This window comes from Bacteroides uniformis (assembly GCF_025147485.1).
Classification (GTDB): domain Bacteria; phylum Bacteroidota; class Bacteroidia; order Bacteroidales; family Bacteroidaceae; genus Bacteroides; species Bacteroides uniformis.
The window spans coordinates 2,510,065-2,526,728 of the sequence record NZ_CP102263.1; the positions used below are offsets into that span (position 1 = coordinate 2,510,065).

The following is a 16,664-nucleotide window of genomic DNA, read 5'->3' on the forward strand; positions in this document are numbered from 1 at the left end:
AAGATAATGCAAACCGGGGTAGAATAAAACGAACCTGCTGGAAAAATCGTATCAGATAGGCAAGGTTAAGATTTGTTATACTTTAGGATGACTGCTAATTTACATTAAATAAAAGCACTAAATTCGCATCCGACTCCTTTTAATGTCCGAACATGGTAAAGCGTAATATAAAATGGCTTCTTGTTGTGCTGGTGTTAGGTTTATGCCCCTCAATCCTGCATGCCGAAGACCCTTATGGAGAGATGAAAGCTCTGGCAGATAGTGCGCAGAAAGTGTTGGGACAAGACCGATTGCCTTCCATCAATGCCCGGTGGATAAAACTTGCCCGCGAACTGAACGATACGGTACAGATTAGTGATGCCCATAACAACTTGATTTCTCATTATTATCAGTTGGGGGACATTGACCAATTGAAAGCCGCAACCTATGAATATATGGACTGGTGCTGGAAATACCAACGGACACGAGACCGGTATATGGCGTGGCGGCAGTACATTCAGCGTATGACGGAGAAAGGTATGCAGGAGGAGGCGATGGCTGAAACCGTCAGGCTCCATCAGGATGCCGAGCAAGCCCGGGACAAATACGGATTGGCATGTGGCGAAATGTGCATCGGGTATAACCATCGGGTCTTTGGAAACAACGTAAAACTGTGTATAGAGAATTACAACAATGCACTGAAACTTTTCGAGGAAGGCAGCTATTATCGTGACGCATACGTGGTGTTGCTTAATATTATCCAGACTTATCTTTCACGCAGTGAGTATGCAGAAGCCGGCGAGTATCTGAGTAAATTGTCGCAACTGGAGGACAAACTGGACCGTAAACAAGTCGGCATAGACCCTTCCCTGCACCTGCGTTTCTGTGAATTCAGGGTTATAGGCTTATTGGCCAATGAAGGTAGAAAGGCTACTGAGTCTTATATTGAGGAGACCGACCGCTTCTACCGTCAACATCCGGAGAGCTCGACACCCGAAGCATGGTTTGGCTATAAGATAATGTGTTGCCGTATCCTCGGTGATTTGAAAGGTAACATTGCTTACGTGGATTCACTCATGGATTATCAGCATTCACTGGGGCTTTGCTATCCTTATAACCATTATATGAAAGGAGAACTGCAGGAACAGTTGGGCGATTATCGTGCGGCTTGCCGCAGTTATGCCAGATATGCCGCCGTGAGTGACTCCGTGCGTACGGCAGAAATGGATGACAAGCTAAGCAAATATACGGCACAGTTTGAGGTGGACCGGTTGAAGATGGAGAAGCTGGAGCTGAGTGCCAGATTGAACAAGGAACGACTGATGATAGCCTTGGCTGTTGGCGGACTGGTATTGTTGCTTTTGCTGCTCATTACTTATCTGTATATCCGCACCCTCTCCATGAACCGCAAGTTGGAAGCTGCACGCAGGGCGGTGGAAAAAATGAGCCAGGTCAAAAGTTCCTTTATACAGCATATCACCCATGAAATCCGTACTCCGTTGAATTCCATCGTCGGCTTTTCTACCTTGCTGGCTCAAGAGAAGCTGGATGATGTGGAGAAACGCGAGTATGTTGAACAAGTGGAGGGCAACAATACATATCTGTTGAGTCTGATGGAGAACATACTCAATATTGCGGATATGGATTCGCGAGTGTGGGAGATGCCGCGGGAGGAGATAGAAGTGGATGCGTGTTGCAAGGAATGTATTGAGGGCTTCCGTCCGGAACTGAAGCCGGGAGTTGAACTGGAATATGTGCCTGCTTCCGGCATTATGGCCTTTTATGCAGCCCGGCAATGGCTGAAAATGGTGCTGGTGTCTTTGTTGGATAATGCGGTGAAGTTTACGGAAGAAGGTCATATACGCGTTTCCTGCGAGGAAGATAAGTCCCGACATGTATTGCGCTTCGTGATAGAGGATACCGGTATAGGCATCAGGCCGGACGAATCGGACCGTATTTTCGAACGTTTTTATAAAGTGGACACGTTTACCAAAGGGTCCGGATTGGGGCTTGCCATAGCCAATGAGATAATGGAGTTGGTGGGAGGCCGGATTTATCTGGATGACACCTATTGCGGAGGATGCCGCTTTATTGTGGAATGGCCGATGAAGGACAAACCTTAATTATAAACTATTTTAAGTATTAAAAAGCTGTAATTAGAGAATGAGAGTAAAATCCCTTTTATGTGTATTCTTCTTGCTGCTAATGGCGGGAGGAGTATTTGCGCAAGTGCAGACCGGGTCTGCCTATCCTAAACGTGAATTTCGTGCAGCATGGATACAGTCAGTAAACGGACAGTTCCGTGGAATGCCGACCGAAAAACTGAAGCAGAATCTGATCGGGCAGTTGAATTCCTTGCAGAAGGCGGGAATCAACGCCATAATTTTCCAGGTACGTCCCGAAGCGGATGCTCTGTATGCTTCCAGACTGGAACCGTGGAGTCGTTTCCTTACCGGAGTGCAGGGTAAAGCGCCCGAACCCTATTGGGACCCTATGCAGTTTATGATTGATGAATGCCATAAGCGTGGTATGGAGTTTCATGCATGGATTAATCCGTATCGCACGAAGACGACCTTGAAGAGTGAGTTGGCTCCCAATCATGTGTACAATATCCATCCGGAATGGTTTGTCACTTATGGCGACCAGTTGTATTTTGACCCGGCACTGCCTGAGAGCCGCCGGCACATCTGCATGGTGGTGAGCGACATCGTTTCCCGCTATGATGTGGATGCCATTCATATGGACGATTACTTTTATCCTTATCCCATTAAGGGAAAGGATTTCCCTGACGATGCAAGTTTTGCACGTTTTGGCGGAGGTTTCAGCAATAAAGGAGACTGGCGCCGGAGCAACGTGAATGTGCTGATTAAGAAACTGCATGAAACAATTCGTGAAATCAAGCCGTGGGTGAAGTTCGGGGTTTCTCCGTTTGGCATTTACCGGAATGAAAGCAGTGACCCGCTTGGCAGTAAGACCAAAGGCCTGCAAAACTACGATGACCTTTATGCGGACGTGTTGCTGTGGGCCCGTGAAGGTTGGATAGACTATAATATTCCGCAGATTTATTGGCATATAGGACATCCGGTTGCCGACTATGAGACACTGGTGAAGTGGTGGGCCAGAAATACGGAAAACCGCCCCTTGTTTATCGGCCAGTCCGTGATGAACACCGTGCAGAATGCCGACCCCAAGAACCCGTCGATAAATCAGCTTCCTCGCAAAATGGCCTTGCAACGGGCCTATCAGACCATCGGTGGCAGTTGCCAGTGGCCTGCCAGTGCGGTTGTAGAGAATGCAGGCAAGTATCGCGATGCCCTGATTGCCGAATATCATAAGTATCCGGCGCTGCCTCCCGTTTTCGATTTCATGGATAACGAAGCCCCGGCAAAGGTACGTAAGATGAAACCGGTGTGGACGGAAGACGGATATATTCTTTTCTGGACAGCTCCCAAGTATAAAGAGGAAATGAACCGTGCCGTCCAATATGTGGTCTATCGCTTTAATGACAAAGAGAAAGTGAATATAGATGACCCTTCCCATATTGTAGCCATCACGCGCGATAATTTCTATAAACTTCCTTATGAAGACGGAAAGACAAAGTACCGCTATGTGGTGACAGCCTTGGACCGTCTGCATAATGAATCGAAATCCGTTGGAAAGAAGATTAAACTTTAAAAATTAGGGATTAAGGATTAGGGATTAATCATTAACGTTTAATCCTTAATCCCTAATAAAGTATCAATCCTGCTATTCCACAAGCTACAATCATTCCTATCGGGTTCAGTTTATATTTCTTTGTGCCTATAAATGTCACGAGGAAGATGAGGCAGCTGATGACGAAGGAATATATGTCTTCTTTGGGAGAACTGAAGTTTTCCGAATTCATCAATACCAGCGCGGCTGAGGCCAGCAGACCGACTACTGCCGGGCGGAGCCCACTGAATACCGCTTCCACGGAAGGATGTTTCTGGTATTTCAGAAAGAATTTGCTGATGGTCAGCATCAGTAGGAAAGAAGGAAGCACCACGGCAAACGTAGCAATAATAGAACCTAAAATACCATAGCTTGTACCGTAGCAATCAGCTATCGTAGTATAACCCACATAAGTTGCCGAATTGATTCCTATCGGACCGGGTGTCATCTGGCTGATTGCCACAATATCAGTAAATTCCTGCGCTGTAAGCCAACCGTAACGGGTAACTACTTCACCTTGTATCATAGACAACATGGCATATCCGCCACCAAAGCCGAAAAGCCCAATCTTAAAGAATGTATAGAATAACTGTAAGAAAACCATGATTAGTAATTAATGATAAATGGTTAGTGATTAATGTTGCTATCCTTTTTAATTCTTTAATTTTTAATTCTTCGGACGTTGAAAACGTCCGAAGCAGTATCCTCCTACACCTGCCGCAATGATAATCCAGATGGGAGAGAAGCCCAACAGCCAGATGAGCAGTGCTGAAACCACCGGTATCCATATGTTGTATCGGTTTATCCGGGCCGATTTAGCCATGCTGAATGTAGGGGCTGCAATCAATGCAACCACTGCCGGGCGAATACCTTTGAATATACGTTCCACAATGGTGTTGTCCTTGAAGTTGTGAAAGAACAACGCTATGGCGAGGATGATGAGAAACGAAGGAAGTATGGTTCCCAATGCAGTGATTATGCTCCCTCGTATTCCCCGTAGCCGGTACCCTATAAAAATGGATATATTGACGGCAAGGATGCCCGGAGCGGACTGTGATATAGCAAGCAGGTCAATGAAATCTTCTTTGGCTATCCAGTTTCGTTTGGTTACGATTTCGTTTTCTATCAGCGGTACCATAGCATAACCGCCGCCGATGGTAAAGGCTCCTATCTTAAAGAAAATGGAGAATGCTTCAAGATATATATTCATATTCAAAATGTTGTAATTTACTTTATTTCTTTATCATCTTTCCCTTCCTTCCCTCTCTTGGCATACTGGCTTGGGCTCATATTGAAATGTTTCTTGAATACTTCACGGAAATATTTCGCATCACTGAAACCGGTCAGCTCTGAAATCTCGGTGATGGTATGCTTTTGTTCTTTCAGAAGTTGGGCAGCATGTTTCAGTCGAATCAGCCGGATGTAGTCAGCCGGAGCTTGGTCGGTCAGTGCCTTTATCTTATTGTAGAAGCTGGTCCTACTCATATTCAGCAGGTTGCAGAGCACGTCGACGTTGAAGCTTGGGTTGTCCATATTGTCTTCGACGCTCTTTTTGACGGTTGCAATGAATTTCCAGTCCAAGTCGTTGGAGCAGTTGATGCAATCCGTATTGTTCTTCTCGTCGTTCAGGTCCAGGCTGGCATATTTGTGGTGCAACAGTGCCCGGTTAGTCAGCAGGTTGGCAATGTTTGCCCGCAATATACCGATATTGAAGGGTTTCACAATATATTCATCCGCTCCGCTTTGCAGTCCCTCGATGATATTCTTGTCGGTATTCAGTGCTGTGAGCAGGATGATGGGGATATGTGATGTCTCGATGTCGTTCTTCAGGATATGACACAATTCGTCTCCTCTCATTTCCGGCATCATGATGTCTGAAATGACGAGGTTGGGCATATACTCCTTGACAATGGTCAGTGCCTCTTTTCCGTTGGAGCATACTTGTATGTTGTACTGTTCAGACAATGTTCTGCGCAGATATTCCCTTAGTTCGTCATTGTCCTCTACAATAAGAATTTTCTGGTGGCTACTGTTGTTTTGCGACTGTTGCTGCGTCTTGTCGTAGATGTCGCTGGAAGCAGGGGACGATGTGGCGGAGGCATTGATAGGCACTCCGGAAGCCGAATAAACAATACGTTCGTTTTGGGGCTGAGGGCGTTGGATTGCCTTGCGGAAATGCTTGTTCCCCTTGGGGAACGTGATTTTGATGCAAGAGCCTTTTCCTTCCATACTGCTGAAGTTGAGCTTTCCTTTATGTAAGTGTACAAGTTTCCCTACCAGAAGTAGTCCGATGCCGCTGCCGGTAACTTTGGAATTGATAGCATTACTGCCACGGAAATGCATCTTGAACAGCTTTTTCTGTTCTGAAGCCGGAATTCCGATACCGGTATCTTTCACCTCAATACTCCAGGTATCTTCTGTCTCGGAAGTAAAGACATGTACATTGCCGCCGTCCGGTGTATATTTCAGTGCGTTGGATATGATATTTTTCAAAATGGAATCCATCTTGTCCTTATCTAACCATACGTTCAGATAACGGAAGCTGCTTTCGTAGGTCAGGTTGATGTGTTTTATGTTTGCGTATGAACGGAAAGCATCGATCGTCTCTTCCATATATGTGCTCAGTTCGTATTCGGATACGTATAGACTTCCGGAATAGGTGTCTGCGCGCTCGAAATTAATAAGGTTGGTGGTCAGGCGCAACAAGGCATTTACGTTTCGCAGGGCTGTATTGATGTTGCTCTGTCCGCTGGAAGTCAGTTGCTCGCGTTCGGTGATTTCTTCCAAGGGTGCTTTGATGAGCGTCAGTGGAGTACGTATATCATGCGCCGTATTGACGAAGAAGCGTATTTTCTCATCGGATTCTTTCCGCTGTTTTCTCAAGACTATTATTCGCAGAGTGATGCTTGCAATGGATATGATAATCACTGCATAGAGTATCAGCGCCCAGAAACTGAGCCAGAGGGGTTGCTCGATAATGATGTCCATACTGCGTTCTTCCAGGACAATACGACGGTCTTCGTTGGAGATGGCACGTACGCGGAGGGTATAGTTGCCCGGACTCAGGTTGGTAAAACGGATGACGTTTTCCTCTCCCGGACGGCTCCAACCCTCATAGAAGCCTTCCAGTTTCCAGGAGTACAGAATTAGGGAAGGATAGTCATAGTTGATGTCTGAGACCTGCAATGAGAAGATGTTCTGGTTGTACTTCAAACGCAAGGTTTTTGTCTCGTCAATATCCAGAATAAGTGGAGAGCCTTCATCCTTGGGATAAACGGTCTGATAGAATACCCGCAGGTCATTGAATACCATTTTGAACTTATAGTCGCGAGGCAGGACCATGTCCTTGTCGAACTCTATGGCTCCATCCGTACTGCCGAAAATGAAATTGCCGTTTTTCCTCAAGGTGCCTGAGGCTGCGTTGAAATGGTCAGACTTCAGTCCTTGTTCTTTGGTCCAGTTATGGAATGTCTCTTCGGCAGGATAGAAGGTGGACAGACCGTGTTCTGTACTCAGGAAGATATTTCCTTTACCATCGGACAATAGTGTATAGATATTATTGGAAATCAAAGCGCAGTTGTCTCTATGATAATGTCTGAATGTGTTTTTGGTCGTATCATATACCAGTAAACCGGCATTGTTGGTACCGATATACAGCATTCCGTCGGAAGCTTGGTATAGAGAGTAGATGTAATAGGATTCTACCGGCATCTGGATATAGCTATACTTACCGGTCACTTTTTCCAATAGGTACAAGCCGGTGGCAGTGCCTATCCACATATGTGTGGAGTCCTTCTCTATGATAGCGGTGATACCATTCAAGCCCGGGAAGTGCCGTATGTTTTTTCTGGAATAATCTATTTCTTTTAAGTTATAATACCCTCCGGACCAGATGTTTCCTGAAGAATCTTTCATAATGGAACGAATATATTTGTCTGGCCGGATATTCAGATTGCTGAACAAGGATGGGGTAAAGAAGTCTATGGACAGTTGCTTCTTGTTTATCTGGTAGATGCCGGAACTATACCCTCCGGCCCAGATGATGCCGGGCTCCACCTCGCATAGTGAGATGAAGGTGTGATTTTTGCTATGGCTTTCGGAGTCGAAGGTGCTGAGAAAAGAATGCCATTGTTTCGTCTTGCTGTAATAGAGGCTGATTCCGTTGTTCGTGGCAAACCATAAATCTCCGTCATGGTCCTCGATGATGGCGTTTACCTGGTCATTGATGAGTGATTGTTTATTGCCGATAGAGTGTTTTATCCATTGGTAATCGGTATATCGGTTGTTGCGTACAGTTATGCCGATGGGATAATTGGCCATCCAGATACGCTGCTCGCTGTCGATGTAAATGTCATTGATAGTATTTCCGTTCATTGAGTTGTACCGATTGTAGTCGGCAACGATATACGGTTCGGATGCATAGGTATCGGTATTCATCTTGTAGACACCGGCTCCGTCCGTTGCGATGAGAATCTCATTGTCATTGAAGGCACGGATACAGTTGATGCTAATGTCCATCAGTCCGGATGGTATATGCATGACCTTGTGCTTGTTTAGGTCATAGGAGAATATTCCCCGCTGGAAAGTACCGATAAAAACCTTGTGGGATGGTTTGTGATAGTATAGTTCGTTGATTTGTATCTTCAAGGTATCCAACTGGTTGCAGGGGCTGAGGGTGAGGATGTTGTTGGCCAGTTCAGCATAGTGTATGCCGATGTCGGTTCCGATGAAGAAGTGGGTCGAATCAATCTGTGCGATATCCGTAATTCGTTCTCCTATTTCGTTTTGAATGAATGTTACCTTCTGGGTATTGCTGTCGTACAGATATAGGGCATCTTCATTGCAAAGCCATATTACACTGTTGGCATCCACAAAACCGTAACTGATAGGGGTTGGACGTCCTTTCACTTCGCTTTCGGGTAGCTTGTATACCAGGACAAAACGGTCATGTTTTGTATCATAGCGGAACACGCGTCCTTTCTTGCCTATTTCCCATATGGTGCCTTTGGGGTCAACATAGAGCCAGTTCAGGTTCATCATGGAATTCACTTCTTCATCTCCATCCATCAATTTGTACGGCTTGAAGTCCTTTCCGTTGTATCGGTCGATGCCGTCGTGGGTAAGAAACCACATGTAACCTTTAGGTCCCTTTTGAATTGCATATACCCGTCTGTTGCTCAAACCGTCTTCCACACCGATGTATTTGTATGTTTGTGCAATGCCTATAATTGGCAATAATAGTAGTATGTAGAAAAAGAAGTACTTTTTCATAATTGTCGAACGGTTTTTTGAATGTTGTACTGAGGGAGAGTTGAAAATAAACACAAAAATAATGCTTTTGTTTGAGAAAAACAAAAAGAAAGCGAAGAATAGAAATGTAACAAGCGCGAGATTATTCATAACCCGCGCTTGTTACATTTCTATAAAAAAGGAAGTTCAGCTCATTTTTTATTGGCTTCCACCCACTTGCGTGCATTAACAAATGCTTCTACCCAAGGAGTGATTTGGTCGCTGTTTACGCGGTCTGCGGGGTAGCAACCGTTCTGCCAGGGGAAGATGGCACGTTCCAAGTGGGGCATCATGGCCAGATGACGTCCGTCGGCACTTGCCAATCCGGCTATGGAATAATCTGAGCCGTTGGGGTTGGAAGGATATTCGTCGTATGAGTATTTCAGCACGACGTTGTATTTGTCCTCGTCGTATGGCAAGGAGAATTTTCCTTCACCGTGAGCTACCCAGATACCCAGTTTGCTGCCACTCAGTGAGCCGAGCATTACGCTGCGGTTGGTGGGGACGGTAACACCGAGGAATCTGGATTCAAACTTGTGTGAGTCATTATGAAGCATCTTGCCGTTTTTCTTGTGCTCGGGATTGATAAGATTAAGTTCCATCATGAGCTGGCAGCCGTTGCAGACACCCAGTGAAAGCGTATCCTCGCGTGCATAATATTTGTCGAGCGCTTCTTTTGCTTTCGGATTGAAGAGGAAAGCACCTGCCCAACCCTTAGCAGAACCAAGAACGTCGGAGTTGGAGAAACCACCGCAGTAAACAATCATGTTTACATCTTCCAGCGTCTCGCGGCCGCTGATAAGGTCGGTCATTGTAACATCCTTCACATCGAAGCCTGCCAGATAGAGTGAGTAGGCCATTTCGCGTTCGCCGTTGGTTCCTTTTTCACGGATGATGGCGGCGCGTATACCTGACGGTGTACGGCGGTCCGGATTAATGCCGTATTGTGAGAACTTGCCTTTGAAGTCCGGCATGAAGGCGAATTCCACCGGTTGCATCTTGTAGTTTTCGAAACGCTTCTTGGCGCAGCCGTTCATGGACTGCTTACGGTCAAGGAGATAAGAAGTAGAGTACCATACATCACGCATATAGTCGATGCCAAACTGATAAGTAGCATCGCCTTTTGATACAAGAATATGGCGTTCGTCTGTCGGTTTGCCGAGCTTCACGTAACCTACGCCTGCATCTTCCAGTATTTGCTTTACAGCTTCCTTGTGCTTGTCGCTCACCTGGATAACGATACCCGGGTTCTCTGCAAACAGAATCTTGATAAGGTCTTGCTCCTTGATTTTATCCAGGTTGATTTCCATACCGCCTTCCACATTGGCAAAGCACATTTCAAGCAGTGTAGTGATAAGACCACCGGCGGAAATATCATGTCCGGCAAGAATCAGTCCCTTGTTGACCAGTTCCTGCACGGCAAGGAAAGCATCGCGGAAGTATTCGGCATCCTGCACGCTGGGAACTTCGTCACCTACCTTGCCCAGGGTCTGAGCAAAGGCGGAACCGCCGAGTTTCAGGTTGTCGAAACTGAAGTCTATATGATAAATGGTAGTCTTTTCATTGTTAACCAGCACCGGAGATACGACTTTCTTGACGTCGGAAACTTCTCCACCGGCAGAAACAATTACCGTGCCCGGAGAAATTACTTTGCTGCCGTCGGGGTATTTCTGTGTCATGGAAAGAGAGTCTTTACCGGTCGGTACATTGATTTGCAGGGAACAGCAGAAGTCACTCAAGGCCTTTACTGCCGTGTACAGACGGGCATCTTCACCTTCTTGCGAACGGCAAGGCCACATCCAGTTGGCAGAAAGGGAAACGCTGTCCAGACCTTCGGCAAGCGGTGCCCAAACCAAGTTGGTCAATGCTTCGCTGACGGAAAGAACGGAGCCGGCTGCCGGGTCGGCAAGTGCCGCCTGGGGAGCATGGCCCAGAGAGGTTGCGATACCCTTTTCGCCGCGATAGTCCAAAGCTACCACACCACAATCGCTCAGAGGCAACTGCAATTCACCCTGGCACTGTTGGCGGGCAATCTTGCCTGTTACAGAACGGTCCACCTTGTTTGTTAACCAGTCTTTACAAGCCACAGCTTCCAGTTGGAGCACATTGGTGAGGTATTCGTGTAGTTGGGAAACTTCGTATTGGGGCATTTCGTAGTGACGTTCCACGGTCTTGTCCACCATATAGGTCTTGGGGGAAGAGCCGAACATCTGTTCTACGGCGAGGTCGAACGGACGTACACCGTCAGCTTGCTGGAAGGCAAAGCGATGGTCGCCGGTCGTTTCACCGACTACGTACATCGGGGCACGCTCACGTTCGGCTACCTTGCGTACATGTTCGATGGCCTCTTCCTGAATCAGCAAGCCCATGCGTTCCTGGCTTTCGTTGGCAATGATTTCCTTGGCAGACAGAGTCGTGTCACCGATGGGCAACTTGCTCATGTCAATTAAACCGCCGCATTCCTCTACCAATTCGGACAGACAGTTTACATGTCCGGCAGAGCCGTGGTCGTGGATGGAAACCACCGGATTGGTCTCTTCCTCACAAAGTGCGCGTACCACGTTGTAGGCGCGTTTCTGCATTTCGGCGTTGGCGCGTTGCACGGCATTCAGCTCGATGCCACTGCTGTAGCGTCCGGTATCTACGGAAGATACGGAGCCGCCGCCCAAACCGATGCGATAATTGTCTCCACCGATGACAACCACTTTGTTGCTGGCTTCCGGTGTACCTTTCAAACAGTCACGCTGGGTACCGTAGCCTACGCCTCCGGCAAGCATAATCACTTTGTCGTAACCATAGACTTCATCTTTTTCCTTATGTTCGAAAGTGAGCACGGAACCGCAGATTAGCGGTTGGCCGAATTTGTTCCCGAAATCACTGGCACCATTGGAGGCTTTGATTAGTATTTGTTCGGGAGTTTGATACAGCCATTTGCGTACCGGCAGAATCTCTTCCCAGGGACGTCCTTCTTCCGTACGGGGGTAGGAGGTCATGTAAACGGCTGTTCCGGCAATCGGCCAAGAGCCCTTACCGCCGCCCATACGGTCGCGAATCTCACCGCCCGTACCGGTAGACGCACCGTTGAACGGTTCTACTGTTGTGGGAAAGTTATGTGTTTCCGCTTTCAGGGAGATGACACTCTTGATGTCCTTTACTTGGAAATAGTCGGGCTTGGAGTGGTCTGCCGGAGCAAACTGTTCGATAACCGGACCTTCGGCAAAGGCTACATTGTCTTTGTAGGCAGAGATAATTTTGTTGGGATTCTCTTGTGTAGTTTTCTTTATCATCTGGAAGAGTGAAGATTCCTGTTCCACTCCATCGATGATGAATGTCCCGCCGAAGATTTTGTGACGGCAGTGCTCGGAGTTGATTTGCGCGAAGCCGAATACTTCGGAGTCTGTCAGAGGGCGCCCGAGGTCTTTCTCTACCTTCTTGAGGTAATCCATTTCCTCTTTGGAGAGTGCCAGACCTTCCTTTTCATTGTATGCCTCCAGGTCTTCGATGTGTACAATCGGTTCCGGCTGCCGGTTGGTTGTAAATACATTCTGGTCCAGCCCCTTGTACATACGTTGCAGCATCGGATCGTGGTCTGCGTTCTCATCTTTTACGGGGAAGTACTCCTCGATGCGTATGATGCCGTCCAGCCCCATATTCTGGGTGATTTCTACGGCGTTTGTACTCCAAGGAGTAATCATCTCACGGCGCGGGCCGACGAAATGTCCTTTCAGGTTGTCTTCACTTTCGGGGGTGGCTTCTCCAAAAAGCCAGCAGAGTTTGTCGCTGTCTGCCTGGGGGAGTTCGTGATTACATTCTACGGCAATCACACTCTTGGATGGGGTTCTGAAAAAAAGAATCATAGTTATATTTACGATTTTACGATTTACGATTTTACGATTGAAGTTACTTCTTTGAGTATCTTCATCTTTTCTTCTTGGGGGCAAAGATACGTAAAATCGGTGGGGAGGAGAAAAAAAGGAAAACAAAAAACGCATGCAATTTTACTCGTATGCGTTTTTTGTTCTGTTTCATAAAAACCGGATGTGTGTTATTGTATGACGATTTCATCCGTAAATAAGAATTGCTTCTTCCCTTGTATGGCATGGAAGCGTACATATCGTGCCTCAGTGGGGGTGCCAATCCAGCCGAAATCACGGAATATCACGTCCTTTCCGGCCTCTTCCTCGCTGCAGATATCACTGCCCAGCAGGGTGAAGTTCTTGCCATCAACAGATGCCCATACTTCCACTTTGGCAGGGAGAAATACTTGTGGGGTACGGATTTGCATGAAGTTGGCCATGACCCGATGTATGGCGGTCACTTCGCCCAGGTCGATAATGGCATCCAAATCATTGGGGCAGAAGCCCTGCCATCGTCCGTCCATGTAGCTTTTGCCGCCGCGAAGTCCGTCGAGGAGACCGGCGTCACCGCCGCCTTTGTATACTTCTTTATGCTGATAGTATCTGCCGCCCGGTGCATAGGTTATCTTTTTGCCTATGCCCTTATGGTAGTCGGTGCGCAGGTGAAGGCTTTTTCCGATAGGCTTTTCTCCGTCGAAAAGACGGGCTGTCAGCAATATCGAATCTTTTACGGCAAATGGCTTTTTGTATAATTTGGAAGATGCGGTCGGTTCGGAGCCGTCTGTTGTATAGCGGATGTCAATCGGATATTTTTCAGAGGTGAGGGAGAGCATGATTCTCTTCTTGGCATAGTCAACGGTCTGGCTGGTCTGCACTAGTTCGGACAGGGTGAACGGGTTGTAGCCTTTTGCCTTGATATGGCGTATTTCGTTGTTGATACGTCTCTTGAAACTTTCCGGATGCTTGTTCTTTACGGGAGTCCAGCCTACTTCTGCCAGGGCGATGATACGCGGATATATCATGTATTCGGCATGCTCGTAGGTGGGCAGATATTCTGCCCACACATTGCCTTGCACACCTAATATATATTTGCAGATATCTGTTCCTAATGAATCGGGAGCCGGGTCGTAGGAGTAGGTCTGTCCGATGGGGACGCAGGCGCCAAACGCCAGAGGCTGTGTCTCAGGGTCATCCTGGTAGTGGTCCAGATAGCAGTGGCTCTCCGGTGTCATGATGGCATAATGCCCCATGCGGGCGGCGGCAATGCCACCCTCCGTACCTCGCCACGACATGACGGTTGCATTGGGGGCCAGACCTCCATCCAGTATCTCATCCCAGCCGATGATTTCACGCCCTTTGTCGTTGAGGTACTTCTCTATGCGGGCTATCATATAGCTTTGCAGCTCACTTTCATCTTTGAGTCCTTCTTCCTTCATGCGCTTCTGGCATTTGGGGCATGCCTTCCAGTGGCGTCTGCTGGCTTCATCGCCTCCAATATGGATATACCGGGAAGGAAACAGCCGTATCACTTCATCCAGCACGTCTTCGAAGAACTTGAAGGTCTCTTCGTTACCGATACAGACTTCGCCGGATGTATAAGGCTTGCCGGTGCAGGACAATTGCGGATAGGCAGCCAGCACTTCTCCCGAGTGTCCCGGCATTTCTATTTCGGGGATAACGGTGACATGCCTCAAGCGGGCATATTCCAGAACCTCACGTACATCCGCTTCCGTATAGTAGCCTCCATAGGCTCCTTCTTCATCCTTCTCGCAGAAGTGGTGGTCATATTTCCCCCAATCCTGCAGATTGGCGGCTTTTCTCCAGGCTGCGAATTCTGTCAGGCGAGGATAGCCCGGAATCTCCAGCCGCCATCCGGCACCGTCGGTCAGATGCCAATGCAGGCGGTTGATTTTGTAGGTGGCTACCAGGTCTATTTGTTTCTTGACATAGTCCGTGTTAAAGAAGTGTCTTGAAACATCCAGGTGCAGCCCACGATAGGGGAATCTGGGTTCGTCCTTGATGGTCGTGACTGGCAGTTTCTTCCCGTTACGGGCAAGTTGTGCCAGGGTTTGCAGTCCATAGAAGGCACCTGCAGCGGAGGAGGCCTGAATGTTTACACCTTGTTTGCTGACTGTCAGGTTGTAGCCTTCGGCAGCGATTGGATTATCCGTTGCGTCCGTTATTTCTATCGTTACAAAAGGGTTCTTGTCGACAAGCTTCATGGGGATGGCAAAGTCCGGCAGATAGGCCAGCAGGTCATTCATGTCGGATTTCGCCAGATTGGTCGAGAAGGTTACCGTAGATGGCAGTTCTACTGTTTTTGACGTTGTTTGGGCATACTGCGGATATGGAACCACACCGAGTTCCTTGGGGGCTTCGCATGCCGTCAGTAGTAAGACGGCCATGGAAACGAGTGTTAGAGTTTTTTTTATTCGTTTCATAAGGGGGTATTGTTAAGTTCGGAGGTAAATATACGGAATAATATGTAAAATGGATAATCTTTACTTCTTAAAATCCTTTTCCGTCGAAAAAACGTTAACACTATTCGTTCGTCTCATAAAAAAGTCCGATATTTGCAGCCATGATTCAGATAGAGACCATATTTGACATATTGTGGAAGGGGTTCATTATCGGCGTCATTGTGTCCGCGCCATTGGGTCCTGTAGGAGTATTGTGTATTCAGCGTACTTTGAATAAAGGACGGTGGTATGGTTTCGTAACGGGGATAGGAGCTTCGCTAAGCGATATTGCATATGCTTTGCTGACGGGCTACGGGATGAGTTTCGTTTTTGATTATGTCAACAAGAACATCTTTTACCTGCAACTTTTCGGAAGCATTCTTCTGTTGGCGTTTGGCGTTTATACGTTCCGCAGCAATCCGGTACAGTCCATCCGTCCGGTATCCATCAACAAGGGTTCCTATTTTCATAACTTCATAACGGCGTTTGCCGTCACGCTTTCCAATCCTCTGATTATATTCCTTTTTGTAGGCCTTTTCGCCCGCTTCGCTTTTGTAAGTGAGGGAGTGCTGGTATTCGAGGCCGTTACCGGATACTTGGCCATCGCATTGGGCGCTTTGGCATGGTGGTTTGGCATTACCTTTTTTGTCAATAAAGTCCGTACACAATTCAACTTGCGTGGCATCTGGATGCTGAACCGTATTATCGGGAGCATTGTCATTGTGGTGTCTGTGGTGGGATTGGTGTTTACGCTGATGGGTGAATCGCTGTATTGAGTGGGAAGGTGAAAAATCATAATTCATACATTTTATCGTGAAGATTGCGCAACAACTGAAAGAAAAGAATATAGCCGAATACCTTATATATATGTGGCAGGTGGAGGATTTGCTCCGTGCCAACGGCTGTGACATAGACCGGATACGCCAGAACATCATTTTGCGCTATCCGGAGGAGGAACGGCCTGCGTTGGAAGAATGGTATGGAAATCTGGCAGATATGATGCGTGCGGAAGGCGTAACGGAAAAAGGACATCTGCAAATCAACCGGAATGTCATTCTGAACCTGACGGAGCTGCATGGCGAATTACTGGCTTCTACGAAATATCCGTTCTATAATGCGGCTTATTTCAAGGCACTGCCTTTTATCGTGGAGCTGCGCCAGAAGAGCGGCCGGAAAGAGGAGCCTGAGGTAGACACTTGTTTCGAGGCGCTTTATGGAGTGCTGCTGTTGCGCTTGCAGAAGAAGGAAATCAGTCAGGGCACGGCAAAGGCTATGGAGGCCATCAGCGGTTTCGTCTCGTTGCTTGCCAACTATTATGACAAGGAGAAGCGGGGAGAATTGGAGTTGATGGATAATTGATAATTATGGAGGAAAATATTGTTCATCG

General features: G+C 47.4%; 9 protein-coding genes. 4 read left to right on the forward strand and 5 right to left on the reverse strand.

Annotated features, from left to right (window positions below; all coding sequences use genetic code 11):
• Positions 1-152 precede the first annotated feature (152 nt).
• Together NQ510_RS09750 and NQ510_RS09755 are read left to right on the forward strand one after the other, a co-directional pair.
• Positions 153-2,102, forward strand: coding sequence for a sensor histidine kinase (locus tag NQ510_RS09750; RefSeq protein WP_005826306.1), 1,950 nt, complete (start codon positions 153-155; stop codon positions 2,100-2,102).
• A 40-nt stretch (positions 2,103-2,142) separates the two neighbouring features.
• Positions 2,143-3,654 carry a glycoside hydrolase family 10 protein gene (locus NQ510_RS09755; protein ID WP_034525493.1) on the forward strand — a complete coding sequence of 504 codons (1,512 nt, stop codon included), beginning with the start codon at positions 2,143-2,145 and terminating at the stop codon, positions 3,652-3,654.
• 52 nt (positions 3,655-3,706) lie between these two features.
• Here the strand turns inward: NQ510_RS09755 and NQ510_RS09760 are convergent, their stop codons facing one another.
• From NQ510_RS09760 to NQ510_RS09780, 5 genes are all read right to left on the reverse strand, one after another.
• The gene (locus tag NQ510_RS09760; RefSeq protein ID WP_005826308.1) at positions 3,707-4,276 is read right to left on the reverse strand and encodes a chromate transporter; all 570 of its coding nucleotides are present in this window, start codon (positions 4,274-4,276) and stop codon (positions 3,707-3,709) included.
• 63 nt (positions 4,277-4,339) lie between these two features.
• The gene (locus NQ510_RS09765; protein WP_005826309.1) at positions 4,340-4,882 is read right to left on the reverse strand and encodes a chromate transporter; all 543 of its coding nucleotides are present in this window, start codon (positions 4,880-4,882) and stop codon (positions 4,340-4,342) included.
• Positions 4,883-4,899: 17 nt separating this feature from the next.
• Entirely contained in the window at positions 4,900-8,943 is a 4,044-nt protein-coding gene (locus tag NQ510_RS09770; protein WP_034525494.1) for a hybrid sensor histidine kinase/response regulator transcription factor, read from the reverse strand.
• Between the two features lie 170 nt (positions 8,944-9,113).
• The gene (gene purL, locus NQ510_RS09775) at positions 9,114-12,818 is read right to left on the reverse strand and encodes a phosphoribosylformylglycinamidine synthase (RefSeq protein WP_005826312.1); all 3,705 of its coding nucleotides are present in this window, start codon (positions 12,816-12,818) and stop codon (positions 9,114-9,116) included.
• A gap of 188 nt (positions 12,819-13,006) precedes the next feature.
• The gene (locus NQ510_RS09780) at positions 13,007-15,259 is read right to left on the reverse strand and encodes a glycoside hydrolase family 20 protein (RefSeq protein WP_005826314.1); all 2,253 of its coding nucleotides are present in this window, start codon (positions 15,257-15,259) and stop codon (positions 13,007-13,009) included.
• A 140-nt stretch (positions 15,260-15,399) separates the two neighbouring features.
• On the opposite strand from NQ510_RS09780, the gene NQ510_RS09785 reads away from it, so the two are divergent.
• Positions 15,400-16,053 (forward strand): LysE family translocator, encoded by a 654-nt coding sequence (locus NQ510_RS09785; protein ID WP_005826316.1) that lies wholly within the window; start codon positions 15,400-15,402, stop codon positions 16,051-16,053.
• 37 nt (positions 16,054-16,090) lie between these two features.
• On the forward strand, positions 16,091-16,636 hold the full coding sequence (locus NQ510_RS09790; RefSeq protein ID WP_005826317.1) for a DUF4924 family protein: 546 nt from the start codon (positions 16,091-16,093) through the stop codon (positions 16,634-16,636).
• Positions 16,637-16,664: the final 28 nt, after the last annotated feature.

Excerpts from the sequence above, each read along its gene's own strand:
- NQ510_RS09750 (WP_005826306.1), top strand. The coding sequence starts at position 153 with ATGGTAAAGCGTAATATAAAATGGCTTCTTGTTGTGCTGGTGTTAGGT.
- NQ510_RS09755 (WP_034525493.1), top strand. The coding sequence starts at position 2,143 with ATGAGAGTAAAATCCCTTTTATGTGTATTCTTCTTGCTGCTAATGGCG.
- NQ510_RS09760 (WP_005826308.1), bottom strand. The coding sequence starts at position 4,276 with ATGGTTTTCTTACAGTTATTCTATACATTCTTTAAGATTGGGCTTTTC.
- NQ510_RS09765 (WP_005826309.1), bottom strand. The coding sequence starts at position 4,882 with ATGAATATATATCTTGAAGCATTCTCCATTTTCTTTAAGATAGGAGCC.
- NQ510_RS09770 (WP_034525494.1), bottom strand. The coding sequence starts at position 8,943 with ATGAAAAAGTACTTCTTTTTCTACATACTACTATTATTGCCAATTATA.
- purL (WP_005826312.1), bottom strand. The coding sequence starts at position 12,818 with ATGATTCTTTTTTTCAGAACCCCATCCAAGAGTGTGATTGCCGTAGAA.
- NQ510_RS09780 (WP_005826314.1), bottom strand. The coding sequence starts at position 15,259 with ATGAAACGAATAAAAAAAACTCTAACACTCGTTTCCATGGCCGTCTTA.
- NQ510_RS09785 (WP_005826316.1), top strand. The coding sequence starts at position 15,400 with ATGATTCAGATAGAGACCATATTTGACATATTGTGGAAGGGGTTCATT.